This is a genomic window from Bacteroidales bacterium, assembly GCA_035342335.1.
Taxonomy (GTDB): Bacteria; Bacteroidota; Bacteroidia; order Bacteroidales; family JAGONC01; genus JAGONC01.
Map to the genome: position 1 here is coordinate 307,391 of DAOQWY010000001.1, position 17,814 is coordinate 325,204.

The 17,814-nt window shown below is 35.2% G+C and carries 19 protein-coding genes; 9 read left to right on the forward strand and 10 right to left on the reverse strand.

All coding sequences use genetic code 11. The features are described from left to right. Nucleotides 1–588: 588 nt before the first annotated feature. From PKI34_01120 to PKI34_01130, 3 genes are all read left to right on the forward strand, one after another. A complete protein-coding gene (locus tag PKI34_01120) occupies nucleotides 589–942 on the forward strand; it encodes a hypothetical protein (GenBank protein HNS16405.1) in 354 nt (117 codons plus the stop codon). A 19-nt stretch (nucleotides 943–961) separates the two neighbouring features. Beyond that, complete coding sequence (locus tag PKI34_01125; GenBank protein HNS16406.1) at nucleotides 962–1,528, forward strand: hypothetical protein; 567 nt, start codon at nucleotides 962–964, stop codon at nucleotides 1,526–1,528. A gap of 99 nt (nucleotides 1,529–1,627) precedes the next feature. After that, nucleotides 1,628–2,038, forward strand: a complete 411-nt coding sequence (locus tag PKI34_01130) for a hypothetical protein (GenBank protein ID HNS16407.1) — start codon at nucleotides 1,628–1,630, stop codon at nucleotides 2,036–2,038. A 120-nt stretch (nucleotides 2,039–2,158) separates the two neighbouring features. Here PKI34_01130 and PKI34_01135 read toward each other — a convergent pair whose 3' ends face one another. Together PKI34_01135 and PKI34_01140 are read right to left on the reverse strand one after the other, a co-directional pair. Beyond that, nucleotides 2,159–3,001, reverse strand: coding sequence for an IS3 family transposase (locus PKI34_01135; protein HNS16408.1), 843 nt, complete (start codon nucleotides 2,999–3,001; stop codon nucleotides 2,159–2,161). Beyond that, complete coding sequence (locus PKI34_01140; protein HNS16409.1) at nucleotides 2,998–3,285, reverse strand: transposase; 288 nt, start codon at nucleotides 3,283–3,285, stop codon at nucleotides 2,998–3,000. Before PKI34_01140 ends, PKI34_01135 begins: the two co-directional genes overlap by 4 nt. Nucleotides 3,286–3,513: 228 nt before the next feature. Here PKI34_01140 and PKI34_01145 point away from each other — a divergent pair, with 228 nt between their 5' ends. From PKI34_01145 to PKI34_01155, 3 genes are all read left to right on the forward strand, one after another. Further along, a complete protein-coding gene (locus PKI34_01145; protein HNS16410.1) occupies nucleotides 3,514–4,410 on the forward strand; it encodes a porin family protein in 897 nt (298 codons plus the stop codon). Between the two features lie 21 nt (nucleotides 4,411–4,431). Continuing rightward, nucleotides 4,432–6,078: a fibrobacter succinogenes major paralogous domain-containing protein gene (locus PKI34_01150; protein ID HNS16411.1), complete on the forward strand. Its 1,647-nt coding sequence runs from the start codon at nucleotides 4,432–4,434 to the stop codon at nucleotides 6,076–6,078. A 69-nt stretch (nucleotides 6,079–6,147) separates the two neighbouring features. Further along, the gene (locus tag PKI34_01155; protein HNS16412.1) at nucleotides 6,148–7,899 is read left to right on the forward strand and encodes a T9SS type A sorting domain-containing protein; all 1,752 of its coding nucleotides are present in this window, start codon (nucleotides 6,148–6,150) and stop codon (nucleotides 7,897–7,899) included. Between the two features lie 47 nt (nucleotides 7,900–7,946). On the opposite strand, the gene PKI34_01160 is transcribed toward PKI34_01155, so the two are convergent. The 6 genes from PKI34_01160 to PKI34_01185 all read right to left on the reverse strand — a co-directional run bounded on the left by PKI34_01160 (nucleotide 7,947) and on the right by PKI34_01185 (nucleotide 11,141). Continuing rightward, nucleotides 7,947–8,147 (reverse strand): DUF4314 domain-containing protein, encoded by a 201-nt coding sequence (locus tag PKI34_01160; protein HNS16413.1) that lies wholly within the window; start codon nucleotides 8,145–8,147, stop codon nucleotides 7,947–7,949. Nucleotides 8,148–8,630: 483 nt separating this feature from the next. Further along, nucleotides 8,631–8,921, reverse strand: coding sequence for a hypothetical protein (locus PKI34_01165; protein HNS16414.1), 291 nt, complete (start codon nucleotides 8,919–8,921; stop codon nucleotides 8,631–8,633). 91 nt (nucleotides 8,922–9,012) lie between these two features. After that, on the reverse strand, nucleotides 9,013–9,237 hold the full coding sequence (locus PKI34_01170; GenBank protein HNS16415.1) for a hypothetical protein: 225 nt from the start codon (nucleotides 9,235–9,237) through the stop codon (nucleotides 9,013–9,015). Nucleotides 9,238–9,342: 105 nt separating this feature from the next. Then, the gene (locus tag PKI34_01175) at nucleotides 9,343–9,933 is read right to left on the reverse strand and encodes a tyrosine-type recombinase/integrase (GenBank protein ID HNS16416.1); all 591 of its coding nucleotides are present in this window, start codon (nucleotides 9,931–9,933) and stop codon (nucleotides 9,343–9,345) included. Between the two features lie 394 nt (nucleotides 9,934–10,327). Next, nucleotides 10,328–10,582 carry a hypothetical protein gene (locus PKI34_01180; GenBank protein ID HNS16417.1) on the reverse strand — a complete coding sequence of 85 codons (255 nt, stop codon included), beginning with the start codon at nucleotides 10,580–10,582 and terminating at the stop codon, nucleotides 10,328–10,330. A gap of 304 nt (nucleotides 10,583–10,886) precedes the next feature. Then, the gene (locus tag PKI34_01185; GenBank protein ID HNS16418.1) at nucleotides 10,887–11,141 is read right to left on the reverse strand and encodes a hypothetical protein; all 255 of its coding nucleotides are present in this window, start codon (nucleotides 11,139–11,141) and stop codon (nucleotides 10,887–10,889) included. 127 nt (nucleotides 11,142–11,268) lie between these two features. On the opposite strand from PKI34_01185, the gene PKI34_01190 reads away from it, so the two are divergent. The 3 genes from PKI34_01190 (at nucleotide 11,269) to PKI34_01200 (ending at nucleotide 14,017) form a co-directional block, all read left to right on the forward strand. Beyond that, nucleotides 11,269–11,409, forward strand: coding sequence for a hypothetical protein (locus tag PKI34_01190; GenBank protein HNS16419.1), 141 nt, complete (start codon nucleotides 11,269–11,271; stop codon nucleotides 11,407–11,409). A 239-nt stretch (nucleotides 11,410–11,648) separates the two neighbouring features. After that, a complete protein-coding gene (locus PKI34_01195; protein ID HNS16420.1) occupies nucleotides 11,649–13,235 on the forward strand; it encodes a DNA methyltransferase in 1,587 nt (528 codons plus the stop codon). Then, the gene (locus PKI34_01200; protein HNS16421.1) at nucleotides 13,235–14,017 is read left to right on the forward strand and encodes a TdeIII family type II restriction endonuclease; all 783 of its coding nucleotides are present in this window, start codon (nucleotides 13,235–13,237) and stop codon (nucleotides 14,015–14,017) included. The genes PKI34_01195 and PKI34_01200 overlap by 1 nt, the downstream gene beginning before the upstream one ends. 916 nt (nucleotides 14,018–14,933) lie before the next feature. On the opposite strand, the gene PKI34_01205 is transcribed toward PKI34_01200, so the two are convergent. Both PKI34_01205 and PKI34_01210 read right to left on the reverse strand, forming a co-directional pair. Beyond that, complete coding sequence (locus tag PKI34_01205) at nucleotides 14,934–16,634, reverse strand: DNA modification methylase (protein HNS16422.1); 1,701 nt, start codon at nucleotides 16,632–16,634, stop codon at nucleotides 14,934–14,936. A 309-nt stretch (nucleotides 16,635–16,943) separates the two neighbouring features. Beyond that, nucleotides 16,944–17,600, reverse strand: a complete 657-nt coding sequence (locus tag PKI34_01210; GenBank protein ID HNS16423.1) for a hypothetical protein — start codon at nucleotides 17,598–17,600, stop codon at nucleotides 16,944–16,946. Nucleotides 17,601–17,814: the final 214 nt, after the last annotated feature.

Below are 17,814 nucleotides of genomic sequence, written 5' to 3' on the forward strand. Positions count from 1 at the left end.
GCTGTAGTATTTTAGCTGTAATTGGAAAAATTTAAGCAATATAGAATATTAAGCATAATTATCCAAAAGACAGGCGACTTATTTCATAAACAATAGTAATATCCCAATGAATCCTTGTAAAATTGTAAAATCCGGTGATAGTGACCACCTAAATTCGGTGGAAAATGACCATGTGATTTCCGGAGCAAATAGACCACCACTATTGTTCTCATTTTCGTTTGACTTTTTCTTTTTTGTGCGGTTATCCAAAATCTGAAAACCTCCTTTAATATTATTGGAACACGCTTATTATTTTCCAGCCCAAAAACATTTCAAATAACCAGGCCCCAAGAATATCCTCCCGCCACCTGTGCCACCAGCAGCAACATCTGAGCCTGCCCAAATTGTTTTTAAATATAATGTCCCTCCTTTTAAGAGTGTCATAAATTATTTCATATAATCTGCGCAAAACCAGCGATATATGAGCCGGACTTATGGCCAATTAGCTTACATTTGCGCCCCTTTTTTCCCGATAGGATAATTTAAATGTACAACAACCGCAGAAGAAGTCATCGCTTGATCAGGATTTCTTGCTTACACAAACTGATTTTGGATCGTATCAATGAAGATCCGGTTACCGGACTTGATATTGGTGTTATAAAACAGAAATACGGCCATCTCTTTGATGAGCTAAGGGATATCCTCAATGTTTTCGATCCCATTTGCATGATTGGTTTGGGAGCTCCCGTGGATGAATATGATCCCGAAGTGGCGACCATTATTCTTTCCATTCATAGTGTTAATAGTGAGGCAGCAACATTGGAACTTATCTATCGTGAATTCACCCGATGGTTCTCCAGCGCGGCAGGAGAAAAAAGAAGATACGAATCACTAGCCAAAGAAATATATGAATGGCGGGTTCTTGATTTTAAGGAGCCCATTCCGTTTTGGATCTTAAACTAATACCAGCTCTTTGCAGTTTATGAAAACATTATGCATTCATCCCAAAGATTATTCAACCAGATTTTTGCGGGACATTTATAAAGACATTACCAACAAAAATGTGATTGATGGAGGAATAACACGAAAACATCTTTGGGATTTAATGTTACAGCATGACCGGATTATTTGTTGTGGCCACGGGTCACCAAATGGCTTATGCGCCAACGATAGATTTTTGCCGGATCCAGGATCAATACAATGGTTCACTCACATTGTGGATGATACAATGGTTGACGTTCTATCCCGCAAGCCTGAAAGTATTTATATTTTTTGTGACGCCGATAAATTTATCAGGCGTAACAATTTGAAAGGATTTTACACTGGATTTTTCATTAGCGAGGTTCAAGAAGCGGAATATTGGGGCTTCGAGAATGTCACGGATGAAGAAATGGATGAATTAAACCGAGTGTTTGCGGAAATTGTTGGCGGACACATAAACGAACCAATTCAAACGCTATATGAGAATGTAGTGAAAGAATATGGCGTCGTGGCGGAGAGACATCCAATTGCGAGATATAATTGGGAGAGGTTATATTTTGCCAGCTGAAAAATAGGGGCGTCATACACAGAGATTATTATCCTGTTTTCAATTATTTGATCCCCAAGTTTGAATTATAAATTTTCCAGAGAAATTATACCATACACTATGGCACAAAATAAAGAACAGAAATCGAAGGAAGTTACACCCAATGATTGGCGGCAGAGAATTTTAAATAAATTGAATAATAATGATGATTTAGAAAAAGAAGATTACTATTTGATTCAAGATATATATGGAAATCTATTTCAAGAGCTTATGGCGATCCTGAATCAGTATGATCCTATAGGCTTGTACATCCCTGAACTTTATATTACAAACGAATATAATTTGGAGGTGTCAACTATTATTGTTCAACTCGGCGATGCCAAAAATGAGGATGATGTTATCAACTTGGTATATAAAGAATTTAAAAGGTGGTTCGCTTCCCATAATACTGAGCGAGATTATAAAATCTACACAGAAATGGCAAAAGCGATATATAAATGGAAAGTGGAAAAATTTGTTGAGCCTCAATAATTGCGGCGGTAATGTGATGGTCTAATCTCCCTGGACAATATTTTAAATAATTATCAGTGTGTATGTTAAAAGAGGGGGGGCCGGGGGGGAGACTCATAACTCGCTTATTTTGTTGATAACTTACGCCGCCTTTCTGTAAACGAGTATTGGTGGGTTATCCCCGATGGCGGAATGCCCTCTTCTCTCATTGTAATAGTGAATAAACCGGGCACAAACCTGATGAAGATCATGTCCTGTTTCCGGATGCTCCAGGTAAATCTTTTCGTACTTGATGGTCCGGAAGAATCGCTCTATGTGTGCATTATCGGTGGCTCGTCCCTTTCCATCCATAGAGATTTTTACTGTCTCAAGGCTTTTGACATAATCCACATATTCATCCGAAGTGAACTGGCTTCCCTGGTCTGAGTTGATGATCAATGGCTTGCCATAGGCACCGACAGCGACTTTTAAGGTATTTACAACCCATTCTGCCTCCATGGTGTTGGATAAGCTCCAGCCAACAATATACCGGCTGTATACATCCATGATCGCCATCAGGTACATGAATCCCCTGCGCATCGGGACATAGGTTATGTCCAGGGACCATACCTGGTTGGGCCGTACAATCTCCAGATTACGCAGCAAATAAGGATATTTATACTTTGCCGGATCAATGACCGTGGTGCGTGGACGACAGTAAACCGTTTTCAGCCGCATGATCTGCATCAATCTGCGCACATGACACCGACCGACTTTATATCCTTTTTTCCTGAGCTCTTTGGTCATCCTGCGTGTTCCCCGGGTCGGATCCTCCAGATACAGCCGGTCCAGCTCTTCCATCATCCGAAGATCTTTTTCGTCAGCTGTGGATGGAGTGTAGTAAAGTGTACTGCGGGCAACGCCTAACAACTCGCATTGATCGCAAATGCTCCTGGCTCCTTCATCTCTGTCTATCAATGCCTTGCGCATATCCAACGGAATCATAGAACCTTTTTTTTTAACCAGGCAATATCCACTGTCAATTGCCCGATCTGGTGTACCAGCTCATCGTTCTCCTTTTTAAGCTTCTTGATTTGCTCGGTCTCATCCTTGCCGCTGTCGAATACCTTTCCGGCTTTCGACAGAAATTCTTTCTTCCAAAGACTGATCAGATTGGGATGAACCTGGTAAATTTGTGCCAGTTCCGAAATGGTCTTCATCTCTCTGATTGCTTCAATCGCCACTTTGGCTTTGAAGTCGGGGCTAAATGTTCTTCTTGATGTTTTCATAGGACAAAAAATTTAAAGGTATTAATTTTCTGTCCAGTTTTTTTAGACCACTACAGTAATGTGAGGAATTTTGTTTAAATGGCTTTTAGCCGTATTAATCCTCGATCTCATCCCCAAAACCACCCCCTTCATAAAATAAGTCCCCCCATTTGGAATGATATTATCATCATATCATATTCCGTTCGGGAATGTTTTCTTAATTTTAGGGAATTATTAATATACCCGATTATGAAAAAAGTAATCTTTATTATTTGCATCACAATTCAGGCCTTAAACTGTTTATCTCAAGATACCATATATAAAAAGGATGGTTCAGATATAAAAGCTAAAATTATTGAGATAGAAGAAAATAATATCAAGTATAGATCTTTTGATCAATTAGATGGGCCTATTAGAAATATTTATAAATCAGAAATATCTCGTATAGTTTATATAGATGGAACTATAGAGGAATTTGAAACCGAGCCACCAAATCAAGCATTGCAAACGACGAATCAGCGATTTGACACTTTGCCACAAAATCGAACAATGTATCCGAGTGTTATTATTAAAGGAGGTTTAAACATCTCAGACCTAAGAATGATTTCATATGGCCTAAATTTAGGAGGATTTACTAGATCAATTGCTGGATTTAACATTGGATCAAATTTTGAATTTCCTGTAGAACTCCTAAAAAAAGATATATTATTATCTATCCAAGTTGGTTTGAATTTTAATTCCAAGGGAACCAAAGCAGAAGATAAGATAGTGCTATACTATCTAGATATACCAGTATTACTTAAAGCTGAATATGAGATAAACGATTATAAAATATTTGCTCTACTGGGTCCGTATATTGGATTCGGATTGACGGGTAAATATAAGTGGGATGGAGAAACAGATGATATATTATGGGGCTCGACTGAAGATGATGACTTTGAACGACCAGATATGGGATTGATTTTTGGATTAGGTGGCGAAATGCGCAAAATACAAGTTTTATTTAACTACAATTTGGGATTAATTAACACCTTACCATTTGACCAAAGGAAAGCTGAAGAAGATGATTGGTTTGAAGGTAATTCTTCTTCAAAAAATAGAGTATTTTCAATTTCTGTGGGCTATCGAATAGAATTAAACAAGTAGTAATTCTTGAATTCCATGATGATGAAAGCACTTCGAAGCTTTTTTCTTTTAATTGTTCTAATCTCCGCTTGCAGTAAAGAAAACGAAGATATATCCAAAAATAATTATTTAATTCTTCAACTTGAGGGAAATCCGGATAACACTCTTATATATTATCTTGATCCCGAATCATCATTAGATCAATATTTTGATTATCAGTTTTATTATAGCTCAAAACATTCCAAATATATCTGGATTTTATCCGCCGTTGATTGGACATATGATTATGAATTAGAATTTAGTAAACCTGACCATTCAATAAATGTCGGAACATTTTACAAAAGCACACAGAGTGATATTGAATTGAATTTCATTCGTGATACTTATGATCCAGATTATGAGCAGGAAGCGACCTATGTGCAGCTTACCTTTACAAAATATAATTACCCCGGAAGAATTGAAGGAAAATTCACAGCTAAATATGGTACTACTGTTTGGGTAAAAGGGGAATTCAAATTCGATTCCGAAGGTCAATTTTCTTATATCCCTCCTAATCCTCCTACAGTTGAAACTTCAATACCTACTGATATAACTAGCAATTCAGCTATCTGTGGAGGTGAAATAAAGGATAATGGTGGAATAGCAATAATAAGGAAAGGAGTAAGTTGGTCTACCCTTAATAATCCTACTATTTCTGACAGTACAACTAATAATGGGTCTGGACTAGGGTCATTTATTAGTAATATTATTGGATTGCAACCAAATACATCTTATTATGTCAGAGCATATGCTGTGGATAGTATAAGAACAAGTTATGGAAATGAAGTTAATCTTAAAACTAAGCCAGGCTTACCTGTCTTAACAACAACGATAGTATCTTCTGTAAGAGACATATCTGCTTCTTCAGGAGGTAATGTATTGATCGATGGTGGTGCAAATATTATAATCCGTGGTTTATGTTGGTCGACAGAACCAAATCCGACAATTGCTGATGAAAAAACTATTGATGGTAATGGGGTAGGTATTTTTACTAGCAAATTAACTGGTCTGAATAAAAGCACAAGTTATTATTATCGTGCTTATGCTGAAAATAGTTATGGAATATCTTATGGTGATCAGCTGCAATTTATTACAGCAGATGGAACTTTTGATTATTGTGGAAGAATCTATAGTTTCAGGGCCATTGGTACTCAAACATGGATGACAGAGAATTTAGCCTATTTACCTGAGTTAAACGGCAAATATTTTGTCTATGGCTATGAGGGAAATAACGTTAATGAAGCAATGGCAACTACAAATTATACAGTATACGGGGTTCTTTATGGACGCGAAACATCAAAAACAGCTTGCCCTCCTGGATGGCATTTGCCATCAGATATTGAATGGGAAACCCTTATTAACTTCCTTGGAGGTGAAAATATTGCCGGTGGTAAGATGAAAGAAAGCGGGAATGCACATTGGATAGAACCTAATATAGGAGCAACAAATGAAAGTGGATTTACTGCTCTTGCAAGTGGTTATGAAAATGGTGACTTCGTTGGTTTAGGGGGAAGTACGCGATTTTGGTCAACTAAAACCATGTGGGTTAATTTTAGTCTGACTGTATATCTCTATTATGACAAAGAATATGTTTCTATGCATGAAAGCAATAATTCGGCAAATATATCTGTCCGATGCTTAAAAGATTAATTTTATACATGTATCTTTTCGCTTCAAATGAATAACCGAAGGTGAAGTTTTACATTTTTCAATATCTATATGAAAAAAACAATTTATCTTTTGATATTAATGAGTTCGTTTTGCTTTTTAAGCAAGATTGTATACCCTCAACCTCCAGAATGGCAATGGGCAATAAGTCATGGTGGAGGATCAGGTGATGTGGCAAATGCTATAACGATTGATGGCTCAGGAAATATTATTACGGCGGGCATATTTTGTAGCACAGTCATCACATTTGGATCCTTTACTATATGGAACAGTCATTCAACTGCGTTTATTGTAAAATACGATCCCAATGGAGTTGTGTTGTGGGCAAAAACAATTGGTATGGCAATTAATAATCAAGGACATATCGAGGCAAAGTCTGTTGCTGTTGATGCGTCAGGAAATGTTTATGTTACAGGTTTTTTTCAGTGTTCTGAAATTTGGGTCGATAACATTAAACTGTCATCTTATGGCGCCCAATGCAATATGTTTCTTGTTAAATACGGCGCCAATGGGAATGTCCTTTGGGCAAAAAACCCCGGTGGAAATGTTGGATCAAGGGGGGATCGTGGTCTTTCTGTTGTAATTGATGCTTTAGGGAATGCCTATGTTGCAGGTTCCTTTAATATCCAAATTATTTTTGACACTATCACTTTACAAATTGGTAATTGGAAGAGTTTTGACATGTATCTTGCCAAATACGATTGTGATGGGAACGTTCTTTGGGCAAAAAGCACAACAAGGCCACAAGAGGAATATTATGAGGTTGATGTTGAGGCATTATCTGCATCAGTTGATAATTTAGGAAATGTTTATGTAACAGGGTATTTTGAGAGTGATTCAATTACATTTGGCTCTACTACTTTGATTAATTCAATTGGGCTTGAGCATGCTAATATTTTTCTTGTTAAATACGATCCCAATGGTAATGTTCTATGGGCGAGTAGTCCTGGAGGAAGGTGTACTCGTAATGCAAGTTCTTTAGATACTGATGCTTCAGGGAATGTTTATATTACTGGGTATATGCTTGGCCCTACCATGATCTTTGACACAATTACTTTAACCTGCCCTGAATATTATGTGGGTTATACAAGATATTTTTTACCAAAGATATTTCTTGCTAAGTACAATTCCCATGGAAATGTTATTTGGGCAAAAGATGTCGGTGAATCCTATGGTGATCATGGAGACCGAGCAGAAGCGTTATCATTAGTAGTTGATGCTTCAGGGAATGTTTATTTTACTGGATATTTTGAGACCGATTCAATCGCATTTAACCCTGTCACTTTGGCTAATACACGCGAATTTAGTGGTTACGCTGATATTTTTCTTGTTAAATGCGATGCCGGAGGTAATGTCCTTTGGGCTAAAAGTGCTGAAGGTTATTTACCAGATAAAGGTCTTTCTGTTGGATTAAATTCCATTGGGGATGTTTTCGTAACAGGCTATTTTGAAAGCTCTACAATGACCCTAGGCAATACTACTTTGACTAATGCAAATGCCGAAGAAAAAGATATATTTGTTGCAAAATTTCGATATGGCGGTACCGGAATTAATGATTTAAATAATTCATCTTATATTTTAATTTTCCCAAATCCAGTTACAGACGAAATAAATATAGAAATATCGAAAGAAATGATTGGAAGTAAATTAACAGTTATGAATTTGGAAGGGGCAGAACTTTTCTCTCGTCAAATAACTGATACTAATGAGCGTTTTAACACAGTCGATCTGCCAGGCGGAATTTATATGGTGAAAGTTTTTGGGAATGATAAGATGCAAATTGGAAAGTTTATTAAGTATTAATATTATTTAAGCGGAAGTATCGAGCGGAGGGTGTTCATTAAACTGAATCAACCCTCAATTTCATATTCATCTACTCCTGGTATAAGCGCTAGTTTCGAACCATTATCCCATTTGACGTGAATCTGGTTCTCGTCATCCACAAAATCAATAACGCCCATATCCCCAGCCTTCAAGTCTGTATATGGATCCACCATTTTTATCAATTTTACTTTTTTACCTGTTAATTCTATACTGCGATGAAATGTCATACTATTATGGTTCTTTATAAATTTTTACAACTCTGTCCGAATAACCATACTCCAAAATAAAATCCTTTGCCTGTTTCAAATTTGAAAACCGAAAGATTAGATAATTTCGTTTATAGGTATTGGTTTTGCGTCTACAAATTACCGCTATCCAGCGCGGATGTGTTGATGTCGTCATCGATTGGTGTTTAAAAATGTGGCCAATGACTGGCCATCCTTGAACAATTTGGTGATGTGGTAAAAGTTGTTGGGCTCTTCATATGTCAAAACCGAATTCCCAACTATATTCAATATGGTTCTTGTTTCGCCATATTGGTTTTTGACCTGAAGGCCTCTATGTGATTTCATATTGTTCTTTATTTGGGTCATGTAAAGTTAACTTTTTCTGAGGTCATAAAATGTGATTTACCGAACTTGAGATTAAATGAACCGAAGTTCCATCGGTTCGAAAAATGAAATTTTAGTGTTTCATCATGCATTTTAAAATCAATTCCTGCGTTTAAGATCACCAAAAATTCTTGATTGTGTTTTCTCTGCAATCCGCCATATATCAACAATTTTTTCATCATGCATGTACAAACAACAATTCATCAACCTATCAAGACGCATAGCTTCGTAGTCGCAAAACAATGGTAACATTTCTCCATCATTGCCCCATTCGTAATAATCATAAAAAGATTTGTTCGGGTAAAATAAAATTCCAGCTTGATGTAATAGCGTAAAAAATCGTTCAATGTCTGCGGCGTCATCTATTGTTTCGATATCAATGGTTATCATAAAATGGATCTTGAACCAGTTGTCCAAACCGGTTGAGACAAAAATTGATCAGACGAACCTGCTTTGAAGAATGTTAGATTATTTCCATTTTCTATTTACTATTGGCAGTAATGAAATCTGTTAATAATCCAGGATAATCTTTTGGTTCTTGTTCATCATTAATTGGGAAACCATTATCGTCCAACAAAACACCAAAAAATTTTCTAACACCTCGCTTAAAGTAAGGTTCAAAAAAATCTTTTTGACCAAGCTCAAAAGGAACACCTTCAATCTGTGCTCTCCATTTTAAATACTTAAATACTAAATCTGTTTTCATATTAAAAGTTATTTATGTAAAATATATCGAATAAAAATGAAAAAACCAAATATCATAAAAAATAAACGTTTTAGCTGTTAATCAAAAGGTTACTGATTAATCTAGCTATAACCTCAAGCTATCATACACATCCAAAATTTCCCGCTCACGAATACCAAGATATTTTCTGGTGATGGCGGGCGAGCTGTGCGAAAACAACTCCATCAGCAGTATTACTGCTTCATTTGAAAAATTGTTCATCCGTAAAACACGATTACCCAATGTTTTTCTAAATAAATGGCTGCTGATATTTCCTTCAACTGCGATCCCATATCGTTTAATGATTTCCTTCAGCTTGACATTCACGTAGGATTTATCGATGGGTTTTGTGCCGTATTTGTTGATGAATATGTATTGGCTGTTGTCGGTTACATCCATTTTGATTTTTATCCGCTCAAAAATGGTTCGCAGATCCTGATTGATCTTAATACGGCGGGTCTTTTTGGTCTTCTTCTCTTGTATGGTCAGGATATCGGTATTTTCGAACTGGCTGTAGCGAAGTTGAAGAAGATCACTTATCCGCAGGCCTGTAAATACCCCAATGGTAATGAGCAGGCAAAATTTGTATTCTCCATCCCGCTCGAGTTTTGATATTAATGAGCGGAAATCTTCCCAATCCATTGCGGTTGTAGTAGTTCTTGAACCCAGTAATGACATAGATTATGGTTTTAAAAATGGGCGGCAATGCTACGGCGAAAACTTTGATTTTGCTGCATTTTCTAGTAAAAATATAAGTTAAAAATGAAGAAATTTTTGGGGTTACCTGTAAAGCGTTGAAAATGTGATGATGCAGAAAAACAGGAACTTATACTAACTACTAAAGTATAAGTTGGATGACATTTAGCCAGCGGTTCCTGCAACAAAAAAACGATAAAATTCAGACGCTCATAAAATATTTTATGAACCTAATTCAATTTCGCCATCATTCATTCTAAGAAATGCATCCAAGCTTCGCATATTGGAATATAGTAATGATTGGTTGAATAAATCCGGCGGTTATTGCAACAGGAAAACGATAAAATTCAGATGCTCATAAAATATTTAAGAAACCTCATTCAATTTCGCCATTATTTTCCTTCTGCCAGCTATCGTAGAGTTTCGCAATTTGCATGATATGCCAAACAAACGAAATATGAAATTCATTCGGTTTCAATATCTTTTCCGCATTAGCCAGTAGCCCTGTGTGGAAAATGTAATAGGCCAAAAATTTCGCATATTTCTGGTCCAGGTCCACCTCAAATGTGCCATCCGTAAAGAAATCGTCATACATATTTTCATTTATTGGTGGTTGTTTATTTTTTTTCATTTTCCTGTTTTGTATAATCATTTATTATGTCTCGAACAAGTCGGGACTTTGTTTTTTCTTCTTCAATAACTTTGTTGATGAGACTTTTAAATTGCGTTTCCGTAAGACGGACACGAAGATGATTTGTATAATTTTTTGTTTTCATATCCATAAATATCACCGGAATTGAAAAAAGTAATACAGACGGGGCTCTTGGCTCATTTTTTTTAGGCGGATCAATCAAACATATGGATTACGGCGGGATTTATCCATCAGACTTATACCGAATAGAATTTTAAGACAGGCAAGATAATCGAGCTATACCTTACTCATTCTTGCCAGCTTTCATTTCTTTGAATTCCTCATAAATCCTGATTATATGTAAAATAAACCACACGAAAGAGGCTTCGTCAACTATGATCTCAAGGCGTGTTTGTTCTTTTATTTTCCAATTCATGCATTCCATATAATATTTGATGAATTCATCTTCTTTATCATCAACTTCATATTCTATATCTTTTAGAAGATATGTTTCGATCTCATCATCTGGAGAAAACCATCGTTTTTGTTTATATATCATATTGCTTCATTTATTTATTTGTTTATTGTATTGGATATCCTGTTTTCATCTTCACTTTCAATAATTGCTAGAATTGTAATTCCGAAATAAGGATATGCAAATCCACATGCATATAAATATCACCGAAATGGGAAAAGTATTACAAATGGCGGATTTAAGCGGGATTATTTTCCGCCATTCATCTAATCATTTGTATGGCGGCGGGGATGGCGTATCTTTTATCCTCTGGCTAATTTCTTTCAGCTTCTTCCGGAACTCCTCCCGCTGAAACCATAATTCGATTTCATGCCAAAGTTGTTTTTCCTCTTTTGTCATAGGGGTTTTATTGGTTAATCCGTTTATTCCTGCTGATTTAAGAAGCATCTAATGGTTCTTCCTGATGCCATCAACTTTCTTCTTTGATTCACCGAACTTCACTGTTCAACTAAACTCTACCTTTTTCAGATTAAATAACTGCTACCTTTGTAGTAGATTATTTATCACCTTAAAATACAGATGTCTGTGAATATGAACGAAAAGGATGATCTATTAACTATAAAAGAAGCAAGTGATTGGGCAACGTCTTTTTTAGGTAAGAAAGTAACCCCATCAAATATTTCCTACCTTATCCAATATGGTAGAATTAAAAAAGCTGGTGATAATAATACAACTCGTGTTTCAAAAAAAGAATTACAGCAGTATTATGAATCTTATAACGGTTATCGTCAGACTAATTGGCAAGATCAGCTTGGTAATGACTTAAATTGGGCATTGTCATTTGACCAATATACTGAAGCCGAAACAACAAAACATGTCCATCGCTTACATCCATATAAAGGTAAATTTATCCCTCAACTTGTTGAATATTTTCTTGATGAACATACTGATATGTTTAAAACCGAAACATATTTTAATAAGGGGGATCTTATTTTAGACCCTTTTTGCGGCAGTGGAACTACAATGGTTCAAGCCAATGAACTCGGTATGCACTGTATTGGTATTGATATTTCAGCGTTTAATGCTTTGATAGCAAACTGTAAAATCATTAAATACGATTTAATTGATGTTCAAATAGAAATAAATCGAATTACAAAAGCATTAAAGGAATTTCTGGGCTACTCTCATACCCTTGAATTTGAAGAAAAGCTATTACAAGCTCTTTATGATTTTAATAATAAATTTTTCCCGGTTCCTGAATACAAATATCGTTTACATCAGGGTGAAATTGATGAGGATCTGTACGGAGCAGAAAAGGAAAAAGAATTTCTTCCAATTTTTAACAATCTAGTTGAGCAATATAAGATTAAATTACAGCAAGATACGGATGATACCTTCCTTGATAAATGGTATTCCCAACATATAAGAGAAGAAATTCATTTTGTTTTTGATAAAATCAAAAAAATTACGAATCCAGAAACAAAGAAGATAATCAGTGTAATATTGAGCCGTACAATCAGAAGTTGCAGGGCGACAACACATGCTGACCTGGCAACCTTAATCGAACCAGTTTATTCAACTTATTATTGTTCTAAGCATGGAAAAATTTGTAAGCCTCTCTATTCAATTTTAAAATGGTGGGAATCCTATACAACTGATACCATAAAGCGCTTAGTTCAATTTAAGAAATTAAGAACCGATACCTTTCAGTTTTGTCTCACTGGTGATAGCAGAACAATTGATATATTTTCCGAACTAAGAAATATAAATTTTGCTTTTGCAGATTTAGCTGAAAGGAAGAAAATTAAAGGTATTTTTTCATCGCCTCCTTATGTTGGATTGATTGATTATCATGAGCAACACGCTTATGCATATGATTTATTTGGTTTTGAGCGTAAAGATGAACTTGAAATTGGTCCTCTTTATAAGGGTAAGGGTAAAGAAGCTAAAGAAAGTTATATCAACGGTATTTCCTCGGTTTTGAAAAACTGTAAAAATTTTCTTGATACAGATTTTAATATTTTTTTAGTTGCAAATGATAAGTACAATATGTATCCCACTATAGCAGAAAATGCTGGAATGAAAATCATCAATCAATTCAAGCGTCCAGTATTAAATCGGACTGAAAAAGATAAAGGTGCCTATTCTGAAATAATCTTTCACTTAAAAAATAAATAATGGGTTTGACAGCGACTCAAGTTCAAAATATTGAAGCTGTTTTGCGAAATAGTTTGAGAAATAAATTTCAAAGCTATAATCCTGAGCCAGCTTCTATGCCATTTCATACCAGGTTATTGGGGAAAGACCGTATGGCTTTGTTCTCCTTTATACATTCTTTAAATACAAACTTTGGAACGAGTATTTTTGAACCTGTGGCTAAAGCAATAGCAATAGCAAATTATCACTCAGCATTATCTCAACAAGTCGCCGGTACTCGTATTAGTTCTTCAGCACACAATGTCATTCAGGGTATTATGGACAATTTAACAACTGCCACAACTAATCCAAATAAACCCGCTGAAATTAAAATGATACGCGCAGTATGTCAACTTGGAGATTTGAGAGAGGTGAAATTAACAAAAGTCGATATTAAAGTTGTTGGACATGATGACACTGTATATTTTTTTGATATTAAAACAGCTAAGCCTAATGCTGGTGGATTTAAAGAATTTAAGCGAACTCTTTTAGAGTGGATTGCAGCTTATCTTGCAGATTATCCGACTGCAAATGTTCAATCATTTATTGCAATTCCTTATAATCCTTATGAACCTCAACCGTATAATCGATGGACGATGCGTGGTATGTTAGATTTGCAAAATGAATTAAAAGTTGCCCAGGAGTTTTGGGATTTTCTTGGGGGAAAAGGAACCTATGATCAATTGTTAAATATTTTTGAAAGAGTTGGTATTGAATTAAGACCAGAAATTGACGCTTATTTTAAAAGATACAATAAAAATTAATACTTGTTTGGAATTAGCTATATTTCCAGTACTCGCTAACCGGACTTTCCCGATTAAAAAAATCTCTCCATCATTCCTGTTGAAATAAATTACGCCAATCCTATTGTTACGGCATGGACTGGCAAAATCATCGCCCCTGTCCATTCTTATTTACCGAAAATTGTCCATTGTTATTTACCGATTACATGAATGGCCAGATGAGTTTTATTGTTGACCTCATTTATGTTTCATTTTGAACAAATTTATTGAAATATTTACTTATTATTGATTTCTAGTGTGTTTTGCCATTGTATTTGATGATATAAATTCCAAATTTTATCCTCTTTTGATTTGAGCCCGACATTGAGGGATAAATTTTTTTTTGCCCAAAAACATATTTTGGTCCAGATCCGGAAAGATCTGGTCTGGATCTCGCAAAAGGTATAATCCCCAATGGTCTAGGAAAAAAATATTTATTGCCCAAAAATTTTTGTATTATCTTGTTTGACAACTGGGCCAGTGCCTGGAGTAAATTTAAAAAACATATTCAATTTTTCGACATAATATATCCTCTAATACGACAAAAGACCGGACCAACATATTGCTGACCCGGTCTTTACATTCACCAATTAAATCCACTTTTCACAAATCATTTATCACCATCATTATGCCGCATTATTTTCATATTCCTCATCATACAGCGGTATAATTTTAATGATTCCTTTACAATGTTTCTTTCTCTTTCGTTTTAATTTGGGTTCTTGGTACATTTCTTCATCCTTTTTCATACGGGTGTACCCGTAAATAAGTTTTAATTCTGTTTTGTAACTCATAATTTATAGAATTTTAGTTAATAATTTCATTTTGTTGGCGGATTGGGGTTGTCTGGAGGTATCCACCAGACAAACCCATACCGTTTGTTTCAAATGGACATTAGTTACGCCGCTTCTTCCATGTAATCGTTTTCAAATTCCGTGATTTCATCAGTCGTTGGCCGGTTTTCTTCCACCATTTTAAGTCTTTTTGCGGCAAATTGATGTGATGAGGTGTCGGTGTCATAACCGATTGATTTCCGTCCCAATGCACACGCCACCGCACAGGTGGTTCCTGTTCCGTTAAATATATCCAGTACCGTGTCTCCAATTTTTGTCGTCATTAAAATTGGTAATATTGGAATAATGTAACTATATGGGGCTTTGTGCCGATAATGGGGATTAATTTCCTTTAATTCGCTCCAGTTAAAACCACTTGATGTTATTTCATTTTCAACTGTCTGCTCATTTAAAAATGAACGAAACCTCTCCAATGGTTTTTTAATGGTAAAAACCTTATTTGAATGTTTTGGAACCACCCTGTCATTTACATTACTTGGTTTTATTTCATAATTTCCCTCTTTCCACATTTTAAATTCCCTGTAATAATATGTGTCAGGATTTTTGCAAAACCATAGGATGGTTTCATAATTTGGTAACAGTCTTCTCATATTTTCACCTACGGGTTTTGGATTTTTCTTCTTCCAAATAATTTTTTGTACCAAATACCATCCATAGTCCAGCATACCCACTACCAGTTTTTCCACCACAGCACAGTCCACTTTGCCATCGAAACTGTCACCAATGACAATAAATAAACTTCCGGTTTCTTTTAATTTGGGGTATACCCCCGAATATATTTCAACTTCCTTTTGAATATATTCATCCACGGTTTGTTCCTGACCATGCTGTATTTGTTCAACATCACGCACTCCATCGGGGTATGTTCTCATTTGATAATATGGACATGATGTTAAAACACAATTGATGCTGTCGTTTGGTACAACACCCAAATTTTCACAACTTTCGTTAACGATTGTATAATTTTCCCCATTTACCACCCGTAGGGCTTCTGTTAGTGCGTTTTCTCCCTGTTCCCGTTTTGCCTCTTTATAAATTTCCATGTAATTGAACGCCTGATGGATTTTTATAATTCCATGTTCCAATTTTTCCATCAAACCAAGTGTTTTGGAAACATCGGGATTGTTTTCTTCAAATTCTTTCACCTCCAGTAAGCGACGCAGGGTGATGGATGAAAAATCACATCCAATGATTTCACATGCGATTTGAAAACGATCCTTTCCCGCCAGACAAAAATCCTCATCACCCATTGATAAATCACCAATTTGTTCCCTTTTCTTTCCTTGGGATTTACCAAGTATACCCAGAACCTGTTCGGCCTGGTGGCATAGTTCCAACAATGATCTTTTGGGTGAACAATTCCAAAAGGTTCGTTTCATTGGAATTTCTTCATCTGTATATTCATATACTTCAATAGATATTTTTTCCCAACCCAATTGACATGCGGACATATATCTACTGATTCCGTCGAATATTAAATAACCTCCATCCCGTAATACTACCTTTATTGGATTTAATAGATATCCCACTAACTTCATCATTAATATCAACCCACTTAGTTTTTTCTCTTTATATACTTCCATCACCATGGGATGGGGTTTAATTTGGTTTATATCCACATCAAATATTCCCGTTGTATGGTTAATTTGATGGTTGTCTGTTGTTTTAACTACCATAGTGGGGTTACCACCGATGTTTTGTTTTCTGTTTGTTCTTCTTGTTTTCCGGTTTTTTGTTTTTTTCATGTATTAAAATTTTATTTGTTATTAAATCGTATGACAATCAAAATGACCAACACTATTGATAAAAAAAAGAGACTTCCAATGTTTAAAATGTTAAATGTTAATTCTGGTCACTCATTGTGACCAACGAAATAGATATAAAAAAAAGACACCTGGTGTCATCGTTGAATACACTGCGGATCTTCATCATTAATAGAATAAATAATAGAGATCCCGTTTGAGAATTTTAACAGAACTTATACTCAAGATGTCAAAGAACGAACTACTATATCTACCCTTTTATCATTATGATATAATCATTCACTGGGTTTTCTAATTTGACAAATAAATGGTTTTATATTTTTCCCATAATTCTGGTTGAACCTTTTTTATCGCCTCTTCTTCCGCCAGTGGATCTTTTCTTCCTTGTTTATAATTTGATAATTTACCAATCGACCTTGTTATTTCCCGTGTTTTCTTTCCATCATCTCCCATCCAAAAAGATTTAACCGATAGATAGATGATCTGTTCACCTGATGAATTTGGAGTATGGGGGTTGACCAGGATATTAATTTCTGGTTCTATTACCATTCTTAATCTCTTTAATTGGAAAATATATTTTTCCATTGTTGTCATAATATCACACGATCTTTCAATATCTGTATTCCCATTAACAAACTCCTTCAAATTCGTCAAATAAAAATTAATCATTTTGTCCTTTAAAAGTTGAAGTTCTTTTGTGTAAAGAGGTGATAAAAGATTCTTTTTAAATCGTTGAATTGTTATATTCTTGAAGTTATCATCAAGGATCCACGCAATCATCTCTTCAACTTCTTTTCGGTTATTCAATTTTCCTTCAATTCTATTCATATAATCTTCGACCTGTCCTTTTACTCTTTCCAAACTCATTTTATCAATACCTAAGAGAAGGAGAAGAAGTAAACAATTTATTGTTTCAGTACCGCCAAATAGAAAATCAATTATGTTCATTTTGTTTGTTTGATTTCGTTGGTACAAATTTATACCAACTTTTTTATATTTACCAAAATTAAATTGTTAAAAATTGTTATTTTATTTTCTGGGACCATAATCAAGATATCTGAATGTTTTAATACCATTATTATTATTGGTTTGATTTCGTTGGTCATAATTAGAGACCAAAGGTAATAATTTGATGATACTACGGGTAAATTAAATTGTTAAA

Coding starts and splice junctions, on each gene's coding strand:
- PKI34_01125 (HNS16406.1), top strand. CDS start 962: ATGAAAACATTATGCATTCATCCCAAAGATTATTCAACCAGATTTTTG.
- PKI34_01130 (HNS16407.1), top strand. CDS start 1,628: ATGGCACAAAATAAAGAACAGAAATCGAAGGAAGTTACACCCAATGAT.
- PKI34_01135 (HNS16408.1), bottom strand. CDS start 3,001: ATGATTCCGTTGGATATGCGCAAGGCATTGATAGACAGAGATGAAGGA.
- PKI34_01140 (HNS16409.1), bottom strand. CDS start 3,285: ATGAAAACATCAAGAAGAACATTTAGCCCCGACTTCAAAGCCAAAGTG.
- PKI34_01145 (HNS16410.1), top strand. CDS start 3,514: ATGAAAAAAGTAATCTTTATTATTTGCATCACAATTCAGGCCTTAAAC.
- PKI34_01150 (HNS16411.1), top strand. CDS start 4,432: ATGAAAGCACTTCGAAGCTTTTTTCTTTTAATTGTTCTAATCTCCGCT.
- PKI34_01155 (HNS16412.1), top strand. CDS start 6,148: ATGAAAAAAACAATTTATCTTTTGATATTAATGAGTTCGTTTTGCTTT.
- PKI34_01160 (HNS16413.1), bottom strand. CDS start 8,147: ATGACATTTCATCGCAGTATAGAATTAACAGGTAAAAAAGTAAAATTG.
- PKI34_01165 (HNS16414.1), bottom strand. CDS start 8,921: ATGATAACCATTGATATCGAAACAATAGATGACGCCGCAGACATTGAA.
- PKI34_01170 (HNS16415.1), bottom strand. CDS start 9,237: ATGAAAACAGATTTAGTATTTAAGTATTTAAAATGGAGAGCACAGATT.
- PKI34_01175 (HNS16416.1), bottom strand. CDS start 9,933: ATGTCATTACTGGGTTCAAGAACTACTACAACCGCAATGGATTGGGAA.
- PKI34_01180 (HNS16417.1), bottom strand. CDS start 10,582: ATGAAAAAAAATAAACAACCACCAATAAATGAAAATATGTATGACGAT.
- PKI34_01185 (HNS16418.1), bottom strand. CDS start 11,141: ATGATATATAAACAAAAACGATGGTTTTCTCCAGATGATGAGATCGAA.
- PKI34_01190 (HNS16419.1), top strand. CDS start 11,269: ATGGGAAAAGTATTACAAATGGCGGATTTAAGCGGGATTATTTTCCGC.
- PKI34_01195 (HNS16420.1), top strand. CDS start 11,649: ATGAACGAAAAGGATGATCTATTAACTATAAAAGAAGCAAGTGATTGG.
- PKI34_01200 (HNS16421.1), top strand. CDS start 13,235: ATGGGTTTGACAGCGACTCAAGTTCAAAATATTGAAGCTGTTTTGCGA.
- PKI34_01205 (HNS16422.1), bottom strand. CDS start 16,634: ATGAAAAAAACAAAAAACCGGAAAACAAGAAGAACAAACAGAAAACAA.
- PKI34_01210 (HNS16423.1), bottom strand. CDS start 17,600: ATGAACATAATTGATTTTCTATTTGGCGGTACTGAAACAATAAATTGT.